The sequence below is a fragment of the Streptococcus parasanguinis genome, assembly GCF_001073155.1.
Taxonomy (GTDB): Bacteria; Bacillota; Bacilli; order Lactobacillales; family Streptococcaceae; genus Streptococcus; species Streptococcus parasanguinis_D.
This window is the reverse complement of sequence record NZ_JVEE01000015.1, coordinates 13,898-33,102: the sequence shown is the minus strand read 5'-3', so window position 1 is coordinate 33,102 and position 19,205 is coordinate 13,898. Positions and strand designations below refer to the sequence as shown.

Annotated in this window: 21 protein-coding genes; all 21 read left to right on the top strand. The window is 42.8% G+C overall.

Annotated features, from left to right (window positions below; all coding sequences use genetic code 11):
* Positions 1–65: 65 nt before the first annotated feature.
* The 21 genes from ADH92_RS01295 to ADH92_RS01195 all read left to right on the top strand — a co-directional run bounded on the left by ADH92_RS01295 (position 66) and on the right by ADH92_RS01195 (position 19,080).
* The gene (locus ADH92_RS01295; RefSeq protein ID WP_003001664.1) at positions 66–560 is read left to right on the top strand and encodes a YkgJ family cysteine cluster protein; all 495 of its coding nucleotides are present in this window, start codon (positions 66–68) and stop codon (positions 558–560) included.
* Entirely contained in the window at positions 560–1,249 is a 690-nt protein-coding gene (pynA, locus tag ADH92_RS01290) for a pyrimidine 5'-nucleotidase PynA (RefSeq protein WP_049496254.1), read from the top strand. The genes ADH92_RS01295 and pynA overlap by 1 nt, the downstream gene beginning before the upstream one ends.
* A 123-nt stretch (positions 1,250–1,372) precedes the next feature.
* A complete protein-coding gene (rpsP, locus tag ADH92_RS01285) occupies positions 1,373–1,645 on the top strand; it encodes a 30S ribosomal protein S16 (RefSeq protein ID WP_003007475.1) in 273 nt (90 codons plus the stop codon).
* A gap of 20 nt (positions 1,646–1,665) precedes the next feature.
* A complete protein-coding gene (gene kphA, locus ADH92_RS01280) occupies positions 1,666–1,905 on the top strand; it encodes an RNA-binding protein KphA (protein WP_003001620.1) in 240 nt (79 codons plus the stop codon).
* Between the two features lie 42 nt (positions 1,906–1,947).
* On the top strand, positions 1,948–2,280 hold the full coding sequence (locus tag ADH92_RS01275) for a MazG nucleotide pyrophosphohydrolase domain-containing protein (RefSeq protein ID WP_049496252.1): 333 nt from the start codon (positions 1,948–1,950) through the stop codon (positions 2,278–2,280).
* 75 nt (positions 2,281–2,355) lie between these two features.
* Positions 2,356–3,138, top strand: a complete 783-nt coding sequence (locus ADH92_RS01270; protein ID WP_049496249.1) for an alpha/beta fold hydrolase — start codon at positions 2,356–2,358, stop codon at positions 3,136–3,138.
* Between the two features lie 36 nt (positions 3,139–3,174).
* On the top strand, positions 3,175–3,693 hold the full coding sequence (gene rimM / locus ADH92_RS01265; protein WP_049496362.1) for a ribosome maturation factor RimM: 519 nt from the start codon (positions 3,175–3,177) through the stop codon (positions 3,691–3,693).
* The gene (trmD, locus tag ADH92_RS01260; protein ID WP_003001830.1) at positions 3,683–4,399 is read left to right on the top strand and encodes a tRNA (guanosine(37)-N1)-methyltransferase TrmD; all 717 of its coding nucleotides are present in this window, start codon (positions 3,683–3,685) and stop codon (positions 4,397–4,399) included. Before rimM ends, trmD begins: the two co-directional genes overlap by 11 nt.
* A 137-nt stretch (positions 4,400–4,536) precedes the next feature.
* Entirely contained in the window at positions 4,537–6,858 is a 2,322-nt protein-coding gene (locus tag ADH92_RS01255) for a CAP domain-containing protein (protein WP_049496245.1), read from the top strand.
* Between the two features lie 229 nt (positions 6,859–7,087).
* Positions 7,088–7,831: a DeoR/GlpR family DNA-binding transcription regulator gene (locus ADH92_RS01250; protein WP_049496241.1), complete on the top strand. Its 744-nt coding sequence runs from the start codon at positions 7,088–7,090 to the stop codon at positions 7,829–7,831.
* Positions 7,828–8,739, top strand: coding sequence for a 1-phosphofructokinase (pfkB, locus tag ADH92_RS01245; RefSeq protein ID WP_049496240.1), 912 nt, complete (start codon positions 7,828–7,830; stop codon positions 8,737–8,739). Before ADH92_RS01250 ends, pfkB begins: the two co-directional genes overlap by 4 nt.
* Positions 8,736–10,706, top strand: coding sequence for a PTS fructose transporter subunit IIABC (locus ADH92_RS01240; protein ID WP_049496237.1), 1,971 nt, complete (start codon positions 8,736–8,738; stop codon positions 10,704–10,706). Before pfkB ends, ADH92_RS01240 begins: the two co-directional genes overlap by 4 nt.
* Before the next feature lie 130 nt (positions 10,707–10,836).
* Positions 10,837–11,274 carry a hypothetical protein gene (locus ADH92_RS01235; RefSeq protein ID WP_049496234.1) on the top strand — a complete coding sequence of 146 codons (438 nt, stop codon included), beginning with the start codon at positions 10,837–10,839 and terminating at the stop codon, positions 11,272–11,274.
* A 224-nt stretch (positions 11,275–11,498) separates the two neighbouring features.
* A complete protein-coding gene (locus ADH92_RS01230) occupies positions 11,499–11,873 on the top strand; it encodes a DUF1149 family protein (RefSeq protein ID WP_009731099.1) in 375 nt (124 codons plus the stop codon).
* 3 nt (positions 11,874–11,876) lie between these two features.
* Positions 11,877–12,725: a DegV family protein gene (locus ADH92_RS01225; protein WP_049496229.1), complete on the top strand. Its 849-nt coding sequence runs from the start codon at positions 11,877–11,879 to the stop codon at positions 12,723–12,725.
* A gap of 10 nt (positions 12,726–12,735) precedes the next feature.
* On the top strand, positions 12,736–13,503 hold the full coding sequence (dapB, locus tag ADH92_RS01220; RefSeq protein WP_049496226.1) for a 4-hydroxy-tetrahydrodipicolinate reductase: 768 nt from the start codon (positions 12,736–12,738) through the stop codon (positions 13,501–13,503).
* The gene (locus ADH92_RS01215; RefSeq protein ID WP_049496225.1) at positions 13,500–14,711 is read left to right on the top strand and encodes a CCA tRNA nucleotidyltransferase; all 1,212 of its coding nucleotides are present in this window, start codon (positions 13,500–13,502) and stop codon (positions 14,709–14,711) included. The genes dapB and ADH92_RS01215 overlap by 4 nt, the downstream gene beginning before the upstream one ends.
* Positions 14,708–16,576 (top strand): ABC-F family ATP-binding cassette domain-containing protein, encoded by a 1,869-nt coding sequence (locus ADH92_RS01210; RefSeq protein WP_049496222.1) that lies wholly within the window; start codon positions 14,708–14,710, stop codon positions 16,574–16,576. Before ADH92_RS01215 ends, ADH92_RS01210 begins: the two co-directional genes overlap by 4 nt.
* Before the next feature lie 9 nt (positions 16,577–16,585).
* Positions 16,586–17,104: a hypothetical protein gene (locus tag ADH92_RS01205; protein WP_049496218.1), complete on the top strand. Its 519-nt coding sequence runs from the start codon at positions 16,586–16,588 to the stop codon at positions 17,102–17,104.
* A gap of 86 nt (positions 17,105–17,190) precedes the next feature.
* On the top strand, positions 17,191–18,150 hold the full coding sequence (locus ADH92_RS01200; RefSeq protein ID WP_049496215.1) for an ROK family glucokinase: 960 nt from the start codon (positions 17,191–17,193) through the stop codon (positions 18,148–18,150).
* A gap of 90 nt (positions 18,151–18,240) precedes the next feature.
* Positions 18,241–19,080: a thymidylate synthase gene (locus ADH92_RS01195; RefSeq protein WP_049496212.1), complete on the top strand. Its 840-nt coding sequence runs from the start codon at positions 18,241–18,243 to the stop codon at positions 19,078–19,080.
* The last annotated feature ends 125 nt before the right edge of the window (positions 19,081–19,205 follow it).

Below are 19,205 nucleotides of genomic sequence, written 5' to 3'. Positions count from 1 at the left end.
TCCCACTCCCTTTTTCACAGTCTTTGTGGTATAATGCTTCTATTGTTTAGAAGAGGAAATAGAGGATGACACAGGAAATTGATATTGAAAAATACCATCAGTTAGCTCTCCAAAAGCAAAAGGAGCACCGCAAGGTATTGGCAAATCTCAAGAAGAAGCCACCTAAGAATTTAGATAAAATAGCGCAAGAAATCCACGATGAAGTTTTCCAAGAAATCGATTGTACGGCTTGTGCCAATTGTTGTAAGACCTTAGGGCCCGATTTTAAGGAAGCGGATATCACGCGGATTGCCAAGTATTTCAAGATGAAACTTCCTGCCTTTGAGGCTGAATTTCTTCAAGTTGACGAAGATGGGGACAAGGTTTTTAAATCCATGCCTTGCCCCTTTCTTGGTGGGGACAATCTCTGTTCCATCTATGATGTTCGTCCAAAAGCTTGTCGGGAATTCCCTCACACCGATCGCAAGAAGATTTATCAGATCAACCATCTGACCATCAAGAATACCCTCACCTGCCCAGCAGCTTATTTATTTGTAGAAAAATTGAAGGATCGTTTGTAATGGCATATACATTTTTACTTTTTGATTTGGACCATACCTTGTTGGATTTCGAATCTGCTGAAGAAACAGCCTTGACGCAGATGTTAGAAGACATGAATTTTCCAGATGTAAAGGCCTTTAAGGATTATTACAAACCCATGAACCAAGGGCTCTGGAAGGATTTGGAACAAAAGAAGTTAACTAAGCAAGAGCTAGTGGATAGTCGGTTTGCGATCGGGTTTGCCTACTTTGGGATTTCTGTTGATGGGGCTGAGATGGCTCTTCGCTACCAAGATTACATCAGTCTTCAGGGGCAATCTTTCCCAGGTGCGGAGGACTTACTGGCCCGACTTGAAAAAGCAGGTTACCAGCTCTATGGTGCAACGAACGGAGTGACTGCCATTCAAGAAGGACGCTTGGCTCATTCTACAATTGCTTCTTATTTTAAAGAGGTCTTTATCTCTGAGCAGCTTCATACTCAGAAACCAGAACCTGCATTTTTTGACAAAGTTGGCCAACTGATTCCAGGTTTCAGCAAGGAAGAGACCCTCATGATCGGAGATTCTTTGACGGCGGATATCGCAGGTGGAAATGCTGCGGGGATTGATACCGTCTGGTATAATCCTGATCACAAGAAAAATACCAGTCAAGTAGTGCCGACTTATACCGTTAGCAACTATCAAGAAATCGCCGATTTACTGATAAAATAAAAAATTTTAAATACTGTCAAGTTTTTTTCTTGACAGGTCTATAAAATGTGTTATAATAGATCATGTGCTAAATAGCTTGTCTATTTCACCGAAAATTAAAATATAGAAAAGAGACTTATAAAAATGGCAGTTAAAATTCGTTTGACTCGTATGGGTTCTAAGAAAAAACCTTACTACCGTATCAACGTAGCAGATTCACGTTCACCACGTGATGGACGTTTCATCGAAACAGTTGGAACTTACAATCCACTTGTTGAAGAAAACCAAGTAACTTTGAAAGAAGATCGCGTTCTTGCATGGTTGGCTGATGGAGCTCAACCTTCAGATACAGTTCGCAACATCCTTTCAAAAGCTGGTGTGATGAAGAAATTCCACGATTCTAAATTCTCAAAATAATTTTTTAAGTAGGTTGATGTATGGATACGATTGAAAATCTCATTATTGCAATTGTGAAACCCTTGATTTCACAACCGGATGCTTTAACCATCAAGATCGAAGATACTCCTGAATTCTTGGAGTACCACCTTGACCTTGATCCTAGCGATGTTGGTCGTGTAATCGGTCGAAAAGGTCGCACCATTTCTGCGATAAGAACGATTGTCTACTCTGTCCCAACTGAAGATAAAAAAGTAAGAATCGTTATTGACGAAAAATAAGAAAAGCGGGACAAGGTCTCGCTTTTTTTGCAAGGAGAAGGAATGAGAGATTTAACAATTAGACAACTAGAGGAATACTTACTTGATCATTACCAACAATCTAGAACAGAAGAAGGACTTTTTATCAAACTAGTGGAAGAAGTTGGAGAAGTCGCTGAGGTTTTAAATGGACGTTCAGGTAGAAAAGAGGGTGTCCAAGATTCAAACGAGGAATTGGCAAAGGAGTTGGCAGATGTCATTCACTACACAGTGGCAATTGCAGCTATTAACCATATTGACCTAACGAAGACTATTTTTGAAAAAGACAAGAAGGCAGCCATCAAGTATCAGCATGAACAAGATTTGGAAGGCTTTTTAGCAAAAAAGAGCATTTGAGAAAATCCCTTGAACGTGATAAAATAAAACCTAAGAATGTTAAGTGAATTGTTGTTTAGAAAGGGGTGTTTTGGTATGAACCGATTTGAAGTAACTACAAAGATTGGTTGTCTCTCTGTTACTTATAAAAAGAGAAATAAAGTACTAGTTTGCTTAAATGGTGCTGGTTTGATACCAAGTTATGAAAATTTTCTACCAATACTTGAAAAACTTCCTTCCTCAATAGGTTACTTAACGATTGATTTTCCGAATACAGGTAGGAGTCCGATTCATAGTCAGTCAGGAATTCATTTGGATAATCTTGTTGAAGCGGTATTCGAAATCCTGAAAGGGTTGGAAATTTCCGATTATATACTTTGTGTTCATAGTTTAAGTGGTGTTTTGGCTTTAAAGTTACTGAGTAAACCAATTAAGTGTCAAGCTTTGATAGCAATTGAACCAACAACAAAAAATATAATGTTTGCTGATTTTTCAAAAAATCCTTATCCAGAAATGGAAGAGCAAATGAGGATGATTGAAGAATGTGGTCCGGAAAATTATTTTAAGGGGCTAACTCAAGTAACATTTGAAGCTGAAACTGAAAGACTGCTTTGGGAATTGATGGAAGAAAAGGGCTTAGAATTGGAAAAGCAAGCTCCTGGGTTTCAGATATCTGTAAATATTACAGCTGAAGATTTTGATAGTTTGTCCTTAGCAGATAATATTCCTGTTTTCGTATTTTGTCAGGCGTATAGAGAAAAAGAGTACAGAGATTCAGAATATTGGAATTCAAATACAAAACTCATTCTAGGTGGAAACCACCACTATCTACACTGGTCAGAATCGGAAAAAATTGCAGCTCTTATTAGAGAACTGTAGAGATAAATTAATTAAAAGAGAAATGTAGTGAATAAAATGAATTATTTTAACGTTGGGAAAATTGTCAATACCCAAGGCTTACAAGGAGAAATGCGGGTCTTGTCTGTAACAGACTTTGCGGAAGAGCGTTTTAAAAAAGGAGCTGAGTTGGCTCTCTTTGATGAGAAGGACCAGTTCGTCCAAACAGTGACCATTGCTAGCCATCGCAAGCACAAGAACTTCGACATCATCAAGTTTAAGGATATGTACCATATCAATGCCATCGAAAAATTCAAGGGCTTTAGCCTCAAGGTTGCGGAAGAAGACTTGACGGATTTGGAGGATGGCGAGTTTTATTACCATGAGATCATAGGACTTGATGTATACGAAAACGACCAACTAATCGGTCAGATCAAGGAAATCCTGCAACCAGGTGCCAATGATGTCTGGGTCGTGAAACGAAAAGGCAAACGAGATCTTCTCTTGCCTTATATCCCACCAGTCGTCTTGAATATTGATATCCCAGGAAACCGGGTGGATGTAGATATCTTAGAAGGGTTAGACGATGAAGATTGATATTTTAACCCTCTTTCCAGAGATGTTTTCTCCTCTTGAGCATTCCATCGTCGGAAAGGCGCGTGAAAAGGGACTTCTCGAGATCAACTACCATAATTTCCGTGAAAACGCGGAGAAAGCGCGCCATGTGGACGATGAACCCTATGGGGGCGGGCAAGGCATGCTTCTACGAGCGCAGCCGATTTTTGATGCCTTTGATGCCATTGAGAAGAAGAATCCGCGCGTGATCCTGCTGGATCCTGCTGGTCGGACCTTTGACCAAGCCTACGCAGAAGAGTTGGCTCAGGAAGAAGAATTGATCTTTATCTGTGGTCACTATGAGGGCTACGATGAGCGGATCAAGACCTTGGTGACAGATGAGATTTCTCTTGGCGATTATGTCTTGACGGGTGGCGAACTAGCGGCCATGACTATGATTGATGCGACGGTCCGCTTGATTCCGGAAGTGATTGGAAAAGAGTCCAGTCACCAGGATGACAGTTTCTCATCTGGTCTTCTAGAATATCCTCAATACACACGACCTTATGATTACAGAGGGATGACGGTTCCAGATGTTCTCATGAGCGGTCACCATGAAAATATTCGTCAGTGGCGCCTCTATCAGAGTTTGAAAAAGACCTTAGAACGTCGGCCAGACTTGCTAGAAAACTATGAGTTGACAGCAGAAGAAGAGAAGATGTTGGAACAAATTAAACAAGAAGACTAACAGCGTCAGCTGTTTTTCTTTTGCCTAAAAAAATTATGAAAAAAACTTTTTAAACCTACTAGTTATTGGTAACAAAATGTGGTATGCTAAGGGGTAGAGAAACTTCAAGAAATGATTCAGTTTTGGGGGTGAGTTTAATGGGAAAGAAATTAGGAAAATCAGTTTTCACGACTGGGATTGCTGCGACAACGGTCCTATCTGGCATGTTTCATCACAAGGCAAATGCCGAAGAGGTCAAACAAAATGAAAATCCAGAAACTAACAGCACGGAAGTAGTTGAAAAACCAATTACAGTTGATGAGTTGAAGCAAATTACAGCTCAAAAAGGCCAAGTGGTGAAAGATGTCCACTACCAAGAGCAAAAAGTGATCGATGCTCAAACAGAAGTCAAGGCTGCTGGGCAAGAGCTGGAAGAAAAAAAAGCGGAAGTGACGGATGCGGAAAACCTCATCGCAACGACATCGGATGCCCAAGTTCAGAATGCAGAAAATGACGTCAAGGTAGCTCAAGCCTATGTGACTATCGAAGAAAATAAGGTTCGAGAAGCAGAAGCTGCCCATGACCAAGTCGTAGAGGCTGTTCGTCAACAGGAAAATCAGGTTACTGCTCAGGAATCTTTGGTCGATGTAGCACAAAATGAATTGAACCAAGCCAAAGCACCGATTTCAAATGATGAGAATGTGCTCAACCAAGCCTTGTTGGAGCAAAGCCAAGTCGAGCAAAGTATCCGAGAATCTCAGAATTACCTTGCAACCTTGCAAGCGAGTCAGCAAACTGGCTCAGATACAGTGGCTCAAATTGAGAACGACATTCAACTGGCTCAAACGCGTCTGACAGATTTGAAAGCGGTCATCGCAACCAAGGAAGCAGAATTGGCAGCTTTAGAACAAGCAGCGGCCAATAGTCCAGTTCAGTTGAGTCAAGCAACCTATGAAGGTTACTTGCAACACTTAGCCGACAATGGCAATGAAGCTGCAGCAAGTGCTTTAGCCCTCTACAAGCGTGGTCGGGAAGAAGACGGCTTAACAGTTGGAGAGTCTGGATCTTTGCAAGCCAACCTCCGAGCACTTGAAATTGCGGATGCTATTAATAGCTATCGTCGCAACGCCGGCTTGCCTGAATTGGAGCTGGATCCTTATTCCCTTCCTGCCAGCCAAGTACAGTTAGAATACTTCAAGAAAGCTAACTGGCATATGTTTAAGTATTTGCCAAACGAGAACATTGCATATGGCTTCTCACCTGCTGGTGCGGTTGATTTTTGGTACAATGAAAAAGCAGCTTATCAAGAAGTAGCAGCTCAATATGGTCTACCAACAGACGAAACTCAAATCGATGCCAACGATATCTATATGAAGATTGGTGCTGAGGCCTTTGCTAAGGTTGGTCACTATCTCCAAATGGTAGATAACAAAGCGACAGCTTTATCAGTCGCTTATGACCCTAGCAATGCTATGTCAGAAGTAGCTTTCTTACACCGCCCTGTCAATTCAGCAGTGTCAACCAGTGCGCTCGCTTACCAATTGCGTCAGGGGGCTGGAGCTACGACGACAAGATCAGATGTGAAAGCAAAATCTGATGAAGTCGCTAATCTCAAGCTGGACAAGGCCAATCAAGAGTCTCAAATCATTATCTTGCAAGGCAAGTTAGAAGATGCCCGCCATGCCAATTCAAATGTGGCAGTAGAGATGGCCAATGTCCAAAAAACCATCCAAAATTACAAGATTCTTCTCGTTAGCAAGGACCATGCGGTTGAAAAGGCGAAGGCGACTCTTGATGTATCTCGAGGTCGGATTGAAGCAGCCATCCAACCAAAAGAAGCAGCCCTTCAAAAAGCGAAAGATTTGTTAGCAGCTGCGCGTGAGAAATTAGATCTATTAAAAGCAGAAGAAGCAGAAAAAGCCCAAGTCGTTCAAGAAGCGCATGAGGGCTTGAAGGCGGCGCAAGAGCGCCTGGTTGCTGCTGAAAAACGTCTTTCTGACTTTAAAAACGCTCCAGAATTATTGGTCAAAGCCCAATCAGTTTTATCTGCTGCGGTGGCTAATTTGGAAAATAAAAAAGAAAAATTGGAAGCAGAATTCACAACCCTGCAATCTTATCAAAGTGTTGTGGAACTGTTGAATTCCCAATATGAAGATCTAGCGTCGCGGATGGATCCAGCTATTTTAGAAGCAGCAGATATGCCGATGGATATCCGCTCAAGCAATCCAACAACTTTCTCGGATAGACCAACTGTTCTTCCAACAACTACCAATAGTCCACAAGTGCAAGCACCAACAGCTAGTCCAGCTCCAAAACAAGAAGCTAAAGTAGAAGAAATCAAACCGAAAAAAGAAAACAGCCAAGCTGTGGCTGGATCTGATTCCTCCAAATATGCAGTAGCAACAACAGGTGTTGCCGTCGGGCTACTTGCTGGATTGTTTGGTTTCAAGAAAAAGAAACAATCATCAAAAAATGATTAAGACATACCGAAGATAGAGTGGATGCTTAGACATTTTATTGCTTAAACTCTTCAAAGAAGATATATGAGGGTGGGAAAAGAACTCGCTTAACAAAATGAGTTCTTTCCTGCTCTTTTTTTGTACAATTTTAGAATTTTTGAAAGAAAATGATAGAAAATGATAAAAAGTGTTGACATTTTTTGGAGATGGAGTATAATAGTCCTTGTAATCGATTGCAAAAGGAGGAGAAATGCTTAAGTCTGAACGAAAACAATTCATCCTCGAGAAGGTATTGAAGGAAAAGTTTGTTTCCTTAGAAACCCTTGTACAAGAGCTGGGGACGTCTGAATCAACGGTTCGACGTGACTTGGATGAATTAGAAGCTGAAAGTAAACTTCGCCGGGTTCACGGCGGTGCGGAAAGCCTGCATTTTCTTCAAGAGGAAGAAAGCAATAAAGAAAAATCTATCAAAAACATTCAAGTTAAGTCAAAAATCGCGGTAAAAGCGGCGGAATTGATCAAAGATTATGACGTGATCTTTATCGATGCTGGGACGACCAATGAACTTTTGGTACAAGAAATTGTCAATCCAACTGTAACCGTGGTGACCAACTCGATTCACCATGCGACCAAGTTGGTCGAGCGAAATGTTCCAACGGTCATCATCGGTGGGAAGGTAAAATCTTCTACAGATGCTAGTATCGGAGGGATTGCGCTCAATCAGATCGGTCAGTTGAATTTTGACAAGGCCTTTCTTGGAATGAATGGAATCGATGATGAATTTTACAGCACTCCAGACCTGGAAGAAGGATCTGTCAAGCGTGCGATTATCGAAAATGCGAAAAAAACCTATATCCTAGCGGATGATTCGAAAATTGGGGTGACATCCTTTGTCAAAGTGGCTCCTATCAAGCGAGCCATGATTATCACCAATCAATGTGAACCGCAACGATTAAAGGTTTTAAAAGAAAAAACGGAGGTTATAGAGGTTTGATTTATACAGTAACACTGAATCCAGCAATTGACTATATTGTCCGTCTCGATCATGTAGAGACCGGAGCGGTCAATCGGATGGCTTCAGAAGATAAATTCGCCGGTGGTAAAGGAATCAATGTCAGTCGTGTCTTGAAACGTCTCGATATCGAGAACACAGCGACTGGATTTATCGGTGGTTTCACAGGACGCTTCATCGAAGACGTACTGACTAGCGAAGCCATTTCCACCAACTTTGTGACAGTGGACCAAGATACACGGATCAATGTCAAGATCAAGGCCGATGAGGAAACGGAAATCAATGGGAATGGCCCAGAAGTAACAGATGTTCAGTTGCAAGAATTGCTCAACATCTTATCGAGCTTAACAGCAGATGATGTGGTAGTCTTTGCAGGATCTGCCCCATCTTCACTTGGCAATGCCGTTTACAAACAATTGATCGCAGCAACTCGTGCGACAGGTTCGCAAGTCGTTTGTGACTTTGAAGGGCAAACTTTGATTGATTCCTTGGAGTTTAATCCGCAATTGGTCAAACCAAACAACCATGAGTTGGGAGATATTTTTGGCGTGACCTTGACGGAATTGCCAGAAATCGAACGCTATGCCAAAGAAATCTTGGCCAAAGGAGCACAAAACGTCATTATTTCCATGGCGGGTGATGGTGCTCTCCTTGTCAGTCCAAGCGGTACTTACTTCGCAAAACCAATCAAAGGGCAAGTGAAGAATTCAGTCGGAGCTGGAGATTCTATGGTAGCAGGCTTCACTGGTAAGCTCACAACGACAGGAGATGTCATCGAAGCCTTCAAATGGGGCGTGGCTTGTGGAACAGCGACCACCTTCTCAGATGATTTGGCGACAGCGGACTATATTAAAGAAACTTATGAAAAAGTAGAGGTAGAGAAACTATGAAAATTCAAGATGTTTTAAATAAAAAAGTGATGTTGTTTGACCTTCAGGCGACAGATAAAGAAGGCGTGATCAATGAGATGATCCAATCGCTCGTTGACAATGGTGTGGTGACAGATTTTGAAACTTTCAAAGCTGGAATTATGAACCGTGAAGCACAAACTTCAACTGGTTTGGGTGACGGAATTGCTATGCCGCACAGCAAAAATGAAGCTGTAAAAAAAGCAACGGTCTTGTTTGCAAAATCAAACAAGGGTGTGGATTACGCCTCTCTGGATGGTCAACCAACAGATTTGTTCTTCATGATCGCAGCTCCAGAAGGAGCAAACGACACTCACTTGGCAGCCCTTGCTGAATTGTCTAAGTACTTGATGAAACCAGGATTTGCGGATAAACTTCGCCAAGCAAGTAACCCTGATCAAGTCATTGCAGCCTTCGATGCAGAAGAGCAAGTAGCTGCAGCAGAAGAAGCGAAAAAAGTAGAAGCAGTCAAAGAAGCAGCTTCATCTGACAAACCGCTCATCGTTGCCGTTACAGCATGTACAACTGGTATCGCCCACACTTACATGGCAGAAGAAGCCCTCATCAAAAAAGGTGAAGAAATGGGTGTTACGGTCCGGGTTGAAACCAACGGTGCATCTGGTGTCGGTAACCGCTTGACAGCTGAAGAAATCGCCAAAGCTGAAGGGGTCATCATTGCAGCTGATAAGGCAGTTGAAACAGCTCGTTTCGATGGCAAAAAAATGATCTCTAAACCTGTTGCAGCCGGTATCCGTCAAACAGAAGAATTGATCCAAACCATCTTGGACGGCAAAGCAGATGTCTTCCACGCAGAAAATGCAGCAGAAGCTAGCGCTAGCCAAGAAAAATTGAGCTTAGGTGGAGCCTTCTACAAACACCTGATGAGTGGGGTTTCTCAAATGCTTCCATTCGTTATCGGTGGTGGGATCTTGATCGCCCTTGCCTTCTTGATCGATCAAATTCTTGGGGTGCCTCAAGATCAATTGTCTCAACTTGGTTCATACCATGAATTAGCAGCTCAATTTAAAACAATCGGTGGTGCAGCCTTTGGTTTCATGCTTCCAGTACTTGCAGGGTACATCGGATTCTCCATCGCTGAAAAACCTGGTTTTGTAGCAGGTTTCGTTGCTGGTTCCATTGCAAGTTCTGGTTCAGCATTTGGTAACATCGCTTTCGGTGCTGCTAAAGGTGAATTACCAGCAGCCGTATCATCTGGTTTCCTTGGAGCTTTGGTAGGTGGTTTCCTTGCAGGTGGAGTCGTTCTCGTGCTTCGCAAAGCCCTTGCAGGTCTTCCACGTTCACTTGATGGTATCCGCTCGATCCTTCTCTTGCCATTACTTGGTGTTGGTTTGACAGGATTCTTGATGTTCCTTATCAACATTCCAATGTCAGCGATCAATACCTCTTTGAACAACTTCTTGACTAGCTTGTCAGGTAGCTCGGCAGTTCTTCTTGGTCTTCTTGTTGGTGGTATGATGGCTGTCGATATGGGTGGACCAGTCAACAAAGCAGCTTATGTATTTGGTACAAGTACATTGACAGCTTCAGCCCTTACTAGTGGTGGTTCAACCGTTATGGCGGCCGTTATGGCAGCTGGTATGGTTCCTCCATTGGCAGTCTTTGTAGCATCTGTCTTGTTCAAAGACAAATTTACTGAAGAAGAACGCAACTCAGGTTTGACAAACATTATCATGGGGCTTTCCTTCATCACAGAAGGTGCCATTCCATTCGGTGCAGCTGACCCAGCTCGTGCCATCCCAAGCTTCATCGCAGGTTCAGCATTGACAGGTGCCCTTGTTGGTCTTGCAGGCTTGAAACTGATGGCTCCTCACGGAGGAATCTTCGTTATCGCCCTTACTTCAAATCCGCTTCTATACATCGTGTTTGTATTGATTGGTGCAGTCGTAAGTGGTATCTTGTTCGGATTGCTTCGCAAACCTAAAAACTAATCATGACGAAAAGGCCGGGTTTTCCCCAGCCTTTTTTGTTGCGCAAAAACACCAACTAGTGATGAAGTTGCTTATCTCTATAGATTTCGATACAATTATTATAACTTTTCCTTATCAAGGAGAATGAAGCATGAAAAAAGGTAAACTAGCATTTCTTTTAGCCATGACTTCTGTATTAGCAGGAGGTATGATTATCGCTAGTCAAAAACAAAACATCTGTTCAAATGACACTCAACCAAGTAAGCAACTTAGTGCTAGAGAGAAACAACTGGCTTATTTAAAGGAACACGAAAAAGATATGGCCGATTTTATAAAATCGTTAAGTCCTAAAGTTAAAAGTGTCCAGTTTGATTGGGAGAGTATGGAAGTTGGTCAGGTAGGCAATGGGACACCTCAAGGTGGTGGCTATATGTTAACACTGAGAGGAAAGGTGAATCAGAATGAACAAACGAAATTCATGGTTGGTTTTTCTTTAGATAATGCTAACAGCACACCAAAGGAATTTGGAATTTATGAGATGCAACCGGTAAGAATTTATAGGGATGGCGGTTTGTATTATTATGACTAATCGTCATTCAAAAGCCTTTATCTTGTTTTTTCAAGCATGACAAAAGGATAATAAGCCAAACAAGCTAATAATTGATCAGAATTCGTTATCCTCTGTCTAAAAAATGGCCAGACTTCCCTAGCCTTTTCTTCTTGTACTAGCGAAAAATTCACCTCATTCTACATTGGTATCTTGAGCTGAATTATGATATAATAAGCCTATCGCATATTTTTAGGAGAATAAAAATGGATATTCAACGTGAAAAAGAATTTGTCAGCCAATACCACTATGACGCTCGTAATTTTGAGTGGGAAAAAGAAAATGGCATTCCCGAAACAAAAGTAGATGTAAACTTTCAATTAATCAATCGAGATCAACAACAAAACACAACGTCTTTGATTGTGATTTTGAGCTACATGATTGTATTTGACGGCTTTGTGATCAGTGGAACCATCACTCAAATTAACCACTTGTTTGGTCGTTATGTCAATGAACCAAGCGAATTCAGCAAAGACGAAGTGGAAGAATTGGCACGCCCTTGCTTGGATATGCTCAACCGTTTGACTTATGAAGTTACAGAAATTGCCCTTGATTTACCGGGTATTAATTTGGAGTTTTAATCAATGAAATTAGCAGTGATTACGGATTCGTCTGCCTATTTACCGCAGCACCTTCTCCATCACGACGACTTATTTATTTTAGACATTCCGATCTATATCGATGGAGAATCCTATGTGGAAGGGAAGAATCTGACACACGACGAGTTCTACCAAAAGATGGCTGCGTCTAAGGAATTACCAAAGACTAGCCAACCGAGTGTGGCAGCGTTAGAAGAACTCTTATCTGGTTTGACAGCTAAAGGTTATACGCATGCTCTTGGTCTCTTCTTGTCATCAGGCATCTCTGGATTCTACCAAAATATCCAATATTTGAAGGACGAATTTGAAGGCTTGACCGTCGAATTTCCTGACTCAAAAATCACTAGCGCTCCATTAGGAATGATGGTAGAAGATTGCTTGAAATGGGCTGGTGAAGGTCGTTTGTTTGATGAGATTGTGGCCAATGTCCAACACCAGATTGATGGGACCACTGCCTATATTATGGTCGATGATTTGAATCACTTGGTCAAGGGGGGACGCCTGTCAAATGGCGCTGCCATCATTGGCAATCTCTTGAGTATCAAGCCGATCCTTCACTTTAATGACCAAGGTGTCATCGAAGTTTTTGAAAAAGTCCGTACGGAAAAGAAAGCCATAAAACGTTTGGTGGAAATCGTTGATGAAGGACTCACCGGAGGGCATTACCAAGTCTTTATCATCCATGCCAATGTACCTGAAAAAGCCGAAGCGCTTCGTCAAATGTTGGTGGCTGAAGGGGTAGAGGGAGAAATTCCTTTTGCCACCTTTGGAGGCGTGATTGGGACGCACTTAGGTGACCATAGCTTAGCAGTTGGGTATATCCCTATCGTTTAAGGAGAATTCTATGTCCATTAAAGTCATTATCGCAGGTTTCAAGGGAAGAATGGGACAAGCAGCCTACCAGATGGTTTCTGAAGATCCTGAGCTAGAATTAGCTGGCTTGATCGATCCGTTCACAGATGAGACTGACGTCGCAGGGGTCCCTATCTTTAACCGCAAAGAAGATGTCGTGGGTCTTGAAGCAGATGTTTGGGTGGACTTTACCATGCCAAAGGTTGCTTACGAGAATACTCGCTTTGCAATTGAAAATGGCTTTGCTCCTGTTGTGGGAACGACTGGCTTCACGCCTGAGCAGATCCAAGAATTGACAGACCTTTCGCGTGAAAAGGATTTGGGTGGCTTGATTGCTCCGAACTTTGCTATTGGAGCTGTGCTCTTGATGCAATTTGCAGCGCAAGCGGCCAAGTATTTCCCAAATGTGGAAATCATCGAATTGCACCATGATAAGAAGAAAGATGCACCGAGTGGAACAGCGATTAAGACAGCTGAGCTGATCTCTGAGAAGCGCGAAAAAATCCAGCAAGGTGCAGCAGATGAAGAAGAGTTGATGCCTGGAGCAAGAGGGGCAGATTTTGAAGGGATGCGCATCCATTCGGTTCGATTGCCTGGCCTAGTGGCTCACCAAGAGGTGATTTTTGGTAGCCAAGGCGAAGGCTTGACTCTCCGTCATGATTCTTATGATCGTGGTTCCTTCATGACAGGAGTAAATCTAGGGATTAAAGAAGTTGTCAAGCGTCATGAGCTTGTTTATGGTTTGGAACACTTACTATGAGATTAAAAAAGATGCCTTCTGAGTTTCAGGAGGCTTTACCAATATTAGAGAAGATTAAAGCAGCTGGTTTTGAGGCTTATTTTGTGGGAGGATCTGTTCGAGATGCTCTCCTGGATCGTCCGATTCACGATGTCGATATCGCTTCCTCCTCTTATCCAGAGGAAACAAAGGCGATTTTTGATCGAACAGTAGATATCGGTATCGAACACGGGACCGTCTTGGTTCTTGAAAATGGTCAAGAATATGAAATTACGACCTTCCGGACAGAGGATGTCTATGTCGATTATCGCCGTCCAAGCTCCGTGTCTTTTGTACGCTCGCTAGAAGAAGACCTCAAGCGTCGTGATTTTACGGTTAATGCCTTTGCCTTAAATGAAAAAGGAGAAATTGTTGACCTCTTTCATGGACTAGAAGATTTGGAAAACAAGGTCCTTCGGGCGGTTGGGCTTCCTCACGAACGGTTTAACGAAGATGCACTCCGGATCATGCGAGGCTTTCGTTTTCAAGCCAGTCTCGGCTTTGAATTAGATGAGGCAACCTTTGATGCTATGAAGGAGTGTGCTCCCTTACTAGAGAAGATTTCAGTAGAGCGTACCTTCATCGAGTTTGATAAACTCTTGCTTTCCCCATACTGGAGACAAGGCTTGGAGGCCATGCTAGCCAGTGGAGCCTATCACTATCTGCCAGAGATGAAGGATCGTAAAGAAGCGATCGAGCGTTTGTTTGACATAGAGTTGGAATATACCTTTTCAACTTCTGAGCAAGCCTGGTCTGCTTTGGTCTTAGCACTAGAGATTCAAGATATTCCAAAATTCTTTAAGAAATGGAAGACGTCTAGAGAGTTTGCCAAGACGGTGGAGCAGATCGTGGAGATTCTAAAGCTCCGAGGAAAAGGAAGTCTAGACAAGCGTGCCTGCTACAAGTATGAGAAGCCTTTGTTGCTAGTGGCTGAAGAGCTCCGTGAAGCGTATGCCTTGAGTGTGGATTATTTGGCCATTGAGCGCGTTTATGATAGCTTGACCATTCATGATAAGCATGAAGTGGTGGTCAATGGTGGTATGCTGATCAAAGACTACGGCTTTCAACCAGGTCCAGCCTTGGGAGAGATTTTGACAAAAATTGAATATGCCATTGTCGATGGGAAACTGGCCAATGAGAAAGAGGCCATCATCGCCTATATCCAGCAAGCAAAAGAGGAGGAAAAATGAGCGATTTTATTGTCGATAAATTAACCAAATCTGTCGGAGATAAGACCGTCTTTCGTGAGATCTCCTTTATCATTCACGACTTGGATCGGATCGGATTGATCGGGGTCAATGGGACTGGAAAAACTACGCTGTTAGATGTGTTGTCGGGTCGCTCTGGCTTTGATGGAGATGTGAGTCCTTTTTCTGCCAAGAGTGATTATACAATTGGCTATTTGACGCAGGAACCAGACTTTGATGATCAAAAGACGGTTCTGGATACGGTGCTATCTAGCGATTTACGTGAAATGCAACTGATTCGAGATTATGAATTCTTGATGGCGGATTACCGAGAAGAGAACCAAGCACGTCTTGAAAAGGTCATGGCGGAGATGGATTCGCTCAATGCTTGGGAGATCGAGAGTCAGGTCAAGACAGTCCTTTCAAAACTTGGGATTGAAGACTTGAATGCCAAAGTTGGGGATCTATCTGGGGGCTTGCGTCGTCGGGTGCAATTGGCACAGGTTTTGCTATCTCACCACGATCTGCTCTTACTAGATGAGCCGACCAACCACCTAGACATTGATACAATCGAATGGTTGACCAATTTCTTGAAGAACTCTAAGAAAACCGTGCTCTTCATTACCCACGATCGCTATTTCTTGGATAATATCTCGACACGGATTTTTGAGTTGGATCGAGCTAGCTTGATCGAGTATCAGGGCAACTATCAGGATTATGTCCGCTTAAAGGCTGAGCAGGATGAGCGTGATGCGGCCCTTCTTCATAAGAAGCAGCAACTCTATAAGCAGGAGTTGACCTGGATGCGGCGTCAACCTCAGGCGCGTGCGACCAAGCAACAGGCGCGGATCAATCGATTCCATGATCTCAAGCAAGACTTGTCTGGTCAAAGCAACCAGACGGATTTGGAGATGAACTTTGAGACCAGCCGAATCGGAAAGAAAGTCATCGAGTTTAAAGATGTGAGTTTTGCTTTTGAAAACAAGCCGATTTTACAGGACTTTAACCTCTTGGTGCAAAACAAGGACCGCATCGGGATCGTTGGGGATAATGGCGTCGGCAAGTCCACCCTGCTCAATCTGATCGCTGAGCGACTACAGCCTCAGTCTGGGCAAGTCATTATCGGGGAAACTGTGCGGGTGGCTTATTTCTCTCAACAGATTGATGGGCTGGATGAGAGCAAGCGCGTGATTAATTTCCTCCAGGAAGTTGCTGAGGAAGTAAAGACGACCGTTGGAACGACATCAATTGCAGATCTCTTAGAGCAATTTCTCTTCCCACGTTTCATGCACGGAACCCTGATTGAAAAACTCTCCGGTGGGGAGAAGAAGCGGCTCTTTCTCTTAAAACTCTTGATTGAAAAACCCAATGTGCTTCTCCTCGATGAGCCGACCAATGACTTGGATATCGCCACCTTGACAGTTTTGGAAAACTTCCTTCAAAACTTTGGAGGTCCCGTTATTACCGTTAGCCACGACCGCTATTTCTTGGACAAGGTGGCAAGCAAGATCCTGGCTTTCGAAAATGGGAGCATTCGGGAGTTCTTTGGCAATTATACGGATTATTTAGATGAAAAAGCCTTTGAAGCAGCCCAGGTAACGGCTAGTCAGAAGGTTGAAAAAGAAAAACCTGTTAAGCCAAAAGAAGAGAAGAAGCGCATGAGCTACAAGGAGAAGCAGGAGTGGGCGAGCATTGAAGCAGATATCGAAGCCATTGAAAATCGGATTGCAGAGATTGAAGTGGAGATGAATGAAAACGGCTCTGACTTTGGCAAATTGTCAGCCCTTCAAAAGGAATTGGAGCAGGAAAATGAGCGATTGCTTGAGAAGTACGATCGCTATGAATACCTGAGTGAATTAGATGAATAAGGAGGCCCTATGAATCAATTAAACCGGATATCCCTTGGGATTTCAGCTACTATTTTTACCATTATCGGTATTGTCTTGTTTATCAATCCAATTGAGCACATCGGCTCTTTTAGCTGGTTGATTTCCTGTGGTTTCTTTTTAATCTCCCTTTCGCGTTTTTCACGCTATTACCGATTGCGTCAAGCTGGTATCATCCAGCAGCAACAGCTCTTTCACAGTATGGTCGCCTTGGTTTTTGCGGTCTATTTACTGCTCTATGGCTACAAGACCTTGCCGATTGTCTTTCCAGTTACCTTAGGAATTTGGCTGATCTATCGTTCGATTTTAAACTTCCGAAAAGCCAATTTCTACTCGAGGAATGTTGAGGAACTGTCCAAGCGTTATATTTTCTTTGCCTTGCTACAGCTCTTCATCGGCTTATTCTTAATCGTTAGTCCACTCTCGATAAGTGTCTTTCTGTTAAATATTATTGGCTTGATTTTCCTCATTCTAGGATTTCAATCCTTTAGTCTCTTGTTAAAAAGTTAAGAAAAGTTACGTGCAAACCTTTGCGTTTGATAAAAAGTCTGATATAATAGATCTGTAAGTGTTTACAAGTTTGAAAGGAGTTACAGATGTCTAAAAAAATTATTGGGATTGACCTTGGGGGAACTTCAATTAAGTTTGCCATCCTTACTTTGGATGGGGAAGTTCAAGAAAAATGGTCTATTAAAACAAATATCTTGGATGAAGGTAGCCATATCGTAGATGATATGATCGAATCCATCGCGCATCGTTTGAAAATGCTTGAACTTGATGCTTCTGAGTTCCAAGGAATTGGAATGGGTTCACCTGGTGTCGTTGACCGTGAAAAAGGTACAGTTATCGGTGCCTACAACTTGAACTGGAAGATCCTTCAACCAGTCAAAGAAAAGATCGAAACTGCCCTTCATATTCCATTCTTTATCGATAATGATGCCAACGTTGCTGCTTTGGGTGAACGTTGGAAAGGGGCTGGTGAAAACCAACCAGATGTTGTCTTCATGACCCTTGGTACAGGTGTCGGCGGTGGGATCGTCGCTGAAGGTCGTCTCTTGCACGGTGTACGTGGAGCTGCTGGTGAGCTTGGTCACATCACTGTTGACTTTGATGATCCAATCCAATGTACCTGTGGTAAAAAAGGCTGTCTTGAAACGGTTGCCTCAGCAACTGGTATCGTCAACTTGACTCGTCGTTATGCTGATGAGTACGAAGGGGACTCTCAATTGAAAGTCTTGATCGACAACGGTGAAGAAGTAACAGCTAAAACGGTCTTTGACCTGGCAAAAGAAGGCGATGCTCTTGCTTTGATCGTCTACAAGAACTTCTCACGTTACCTTGGACTTGCTGCTGCCAACATCGGTTCAACCTTGAACCCATCTAAGATCGTTATCGGTGGTGGGGTTTCCGCTGCTGGAGACTTCCTCTTGGATGGTGTGCGCAAGGTCTTTGAAGAAAACTCATTCCCACAAGTGCGTGAATCTACTCAATTGGCACTTGCAACTTTGGGAAATGATGCCGGTGTCATCGGTGCTGCATCCCTTGTATTACAATAAGATGAAATGGAGATCTGGCTCGTGCTGGGATCTCCTTTTTTTCTGTCTCCTGTGATATAATGAAGACAAAACTGGATTCAAGGAGAGTATATGACAAAAGCAGATACAATTTTTAAAGAAAACATTCGAAAAATCATGGAAGAAGGGGTTTGGTCAGAGCAAGCCCGTCCCAAGTACAAGGATGGTAGAACGGCCAACTCCAAGTACATCACAGGAGCCTTTATGGAATTCGACCTTGCAAAAGGTGAGTTCCCTATCACGACCCTTCGTCCCATCGCGATTAAATCAGCCATCAAAGAGATGCTCTGGATCTACCAGGATCAGTCGAATAGATTGGATCTTTTAGAAGACAAGTACAATGTCCATTATTGGAATGACTGGGAAGTGGGAGATAGCCGGACGATTGGTCAGCGCTATGGAGCTGTTGTCAAAAAGCATGACATTACGAATAAGATCCTCAAACAATTAGAAGCCAATCCTTGGAATCGCCGCAATATCATCTCGCTCTGGGATTATGATGCCTTTGAGGAGACAGACGGACTCTTGCCCTGTGCTTTTCAGACCATGTTTGACGTGCGGCGCGTGGATGGGGAGATTTATCTAGATGCAACCTTGACCCAGCGTTCGAATGATATGTTGGTGGCTCACCATATTAATGCTATGCAGTATGTAGCCCTACAGATGATGATTGCTAAGCACTTTGGCTGGAAGGTTGGGAAGTTCTTTTACTTCATTAATAACCTTCACATCTATGACAACCAATTTGAACAAGCAGAGGAATTGCTCCGTCGCGAGCCCTCTGATTGCCAACCGCACTTGGTTTTGAATGTACCAGATGGAACCAATTTCTTTGACATCAAACCAGAAGATTTTGAACTGGTCGATTACGATCCAGTGAAGCCACAGTTGAAGTTCGATCTTGCCATTTAGTAATAAATCAAGTTTTTTGATGCCCTGATCTATGGGTGAAATCCTTTCAGAATTAAAACAATTTTAGCTAAAAATTTTTACTCATTTTTGAGACAAAATGTTTTGAGAATCGTTCGGGTTTTGTT

What these genes read in the sequence shown, in the direction of transcription:
- ADH92_RS01250 (WP_049496241.1), top strand. Translation starts at nt 7,088, where the DNA reads ATGCTTAAGTCTGAACGAAAACAATTCATCCTCGAGAAGGTATTGAAG.
- ADH92_RS01275 (WP_049496252.1), top strand. Translation starts at nt 1,948, where the DNA reads ATGAGAGATTTAACAATTAGACAACTAGAGGAATACTTACTTGATCAT.
- trmD (WP_003001830.1), top strand. Translation starts at nt 3,683, where the DNA reads ATGAAGATTGATATTTTAACCCTCTTTCCAGAGATGTTTTCTCCTCTT.
- pynA (WP_049496254.1), top strand. Translation starts at nt 560, where the DNA reads ATGGCATATACATTTTTACTTTTTGATTTGGACCATACCTTGTTGGAT.
- kphA (WP_003001620.1), top strand. Translation starts at nt 1,666, where the DNA reads ATGGATACGATTGAAAATCTCATTATTGCAATTGTGAAACCCTTGATT.
- ADH92_RS01255 (WP_049496245.1), top strand. Translation starts at nt 4,537, where the DNA reads ATGGGAAAGAAATTAGGAAAATCAGTTTTCACGACTGGGATTGCTGCG.
- ADH92_RS01225 (WP_049496229.1), top strand. Translation starts at nt 11,877, where the DNA reads ATGAAATTAGCAGTGATTACGGATTCGTCTGCCTATTTACCGCAGCAC.
- rimM (WP_049496362.1), top strand. Translation starts at nt 3,175, where the DNA reads ATGAATTATTTTAACGTTGGGAAAATTGTCAATACCCAAGGCTTACAA.
- ADH92_RS01215 (WP_049496225.1), top strand. Translation starts at nt 13,500, where the DNA reads ATGAGATTAAAAAAGATGCCTTCTGAGTTTCAGGAGGCTTTACCAATA.
- ADH92_RS01295 (WP_003001664.1), top strand. Translation starts at nt 66, where the DNA reads ATGACACAGGAAATTGATATTGAAAAATACCATCAGTTAGCTCTCCAA.
- ADH92_RS01270 (WP_049496249.1), top strand. Translation starts at nt 2,356, where the DNA reads ATGAACCGATTTGAAGTAACTACAAAGATTGGTTGTCTCTCTGTTACT.
- ADH92_RS01240 (WP_049496237.1), top strand. Translation starts at nt 8,736, where the DNA reads ATGAAAATTCAAGATGTTTTAAATAAAAAAGTGATGTTGTTTGACCTT.
- ADH92_RS01200 (WP_049496215.1), top strand. Translation starts at nt 17,191, where the DNA reads ATGTCTAAAAAAATTATTGGGATTGACCTTGGGGGAACTTCAATTAAG.
- ADH92_RS01230 (WP_009731099.1), top strand. Translation starts at nt 11,499, where the DNA reads ATGGATATTCAACGTGAAAAAGAATTTGTCAGCCAATACCACTATGAC.
- ADH92_RS01210 (WP_049496222.1), top strand. Translation starts at nt 14,708, where the DNA reads ATGAGCGATTTTATTGTCGATAAATTAACCAAATCTGTCGGAGATAAG.
- ADH92_RS01235 (WP_049496234.1), top strand. Translation starts at nt 10,837, where the DNA reads ATGAAAAAAGGTAAACTAGCATTTCTTTTAGCCATGACTTCTGTATTA.
- rpsP (WP_003007475.1), top strand. Translation starts at nt 1,373, where the DNA reads ATGGCAGTTAAAATTCGTTTGACTCGTATGGGTTCTAAGAAAAAACCT.
- ADH92_RS01205 (WP_049496218.1), top strand. Translation starts at nt 16,586, where the DNA reads ATGAATCAATTAAACCGGATATCCCTTGGGATTTCAGCTACTATTTTT.
- ADH92_RS01195 (WP_049496212.1), top strand. Translation starts at nt 18,241, where the DNA reads ATGACAAAAGCAGATACAATTTTTAAAGAAAACATTCGAAAAATCATG.
- dapB (WP_049496226.1), top strand. Translation starts at nt 12,736, where the DNA reads ATGTCCATTAAAGTCATTATCGCAGGTTTCAAGGGAAGAATGGGACAA.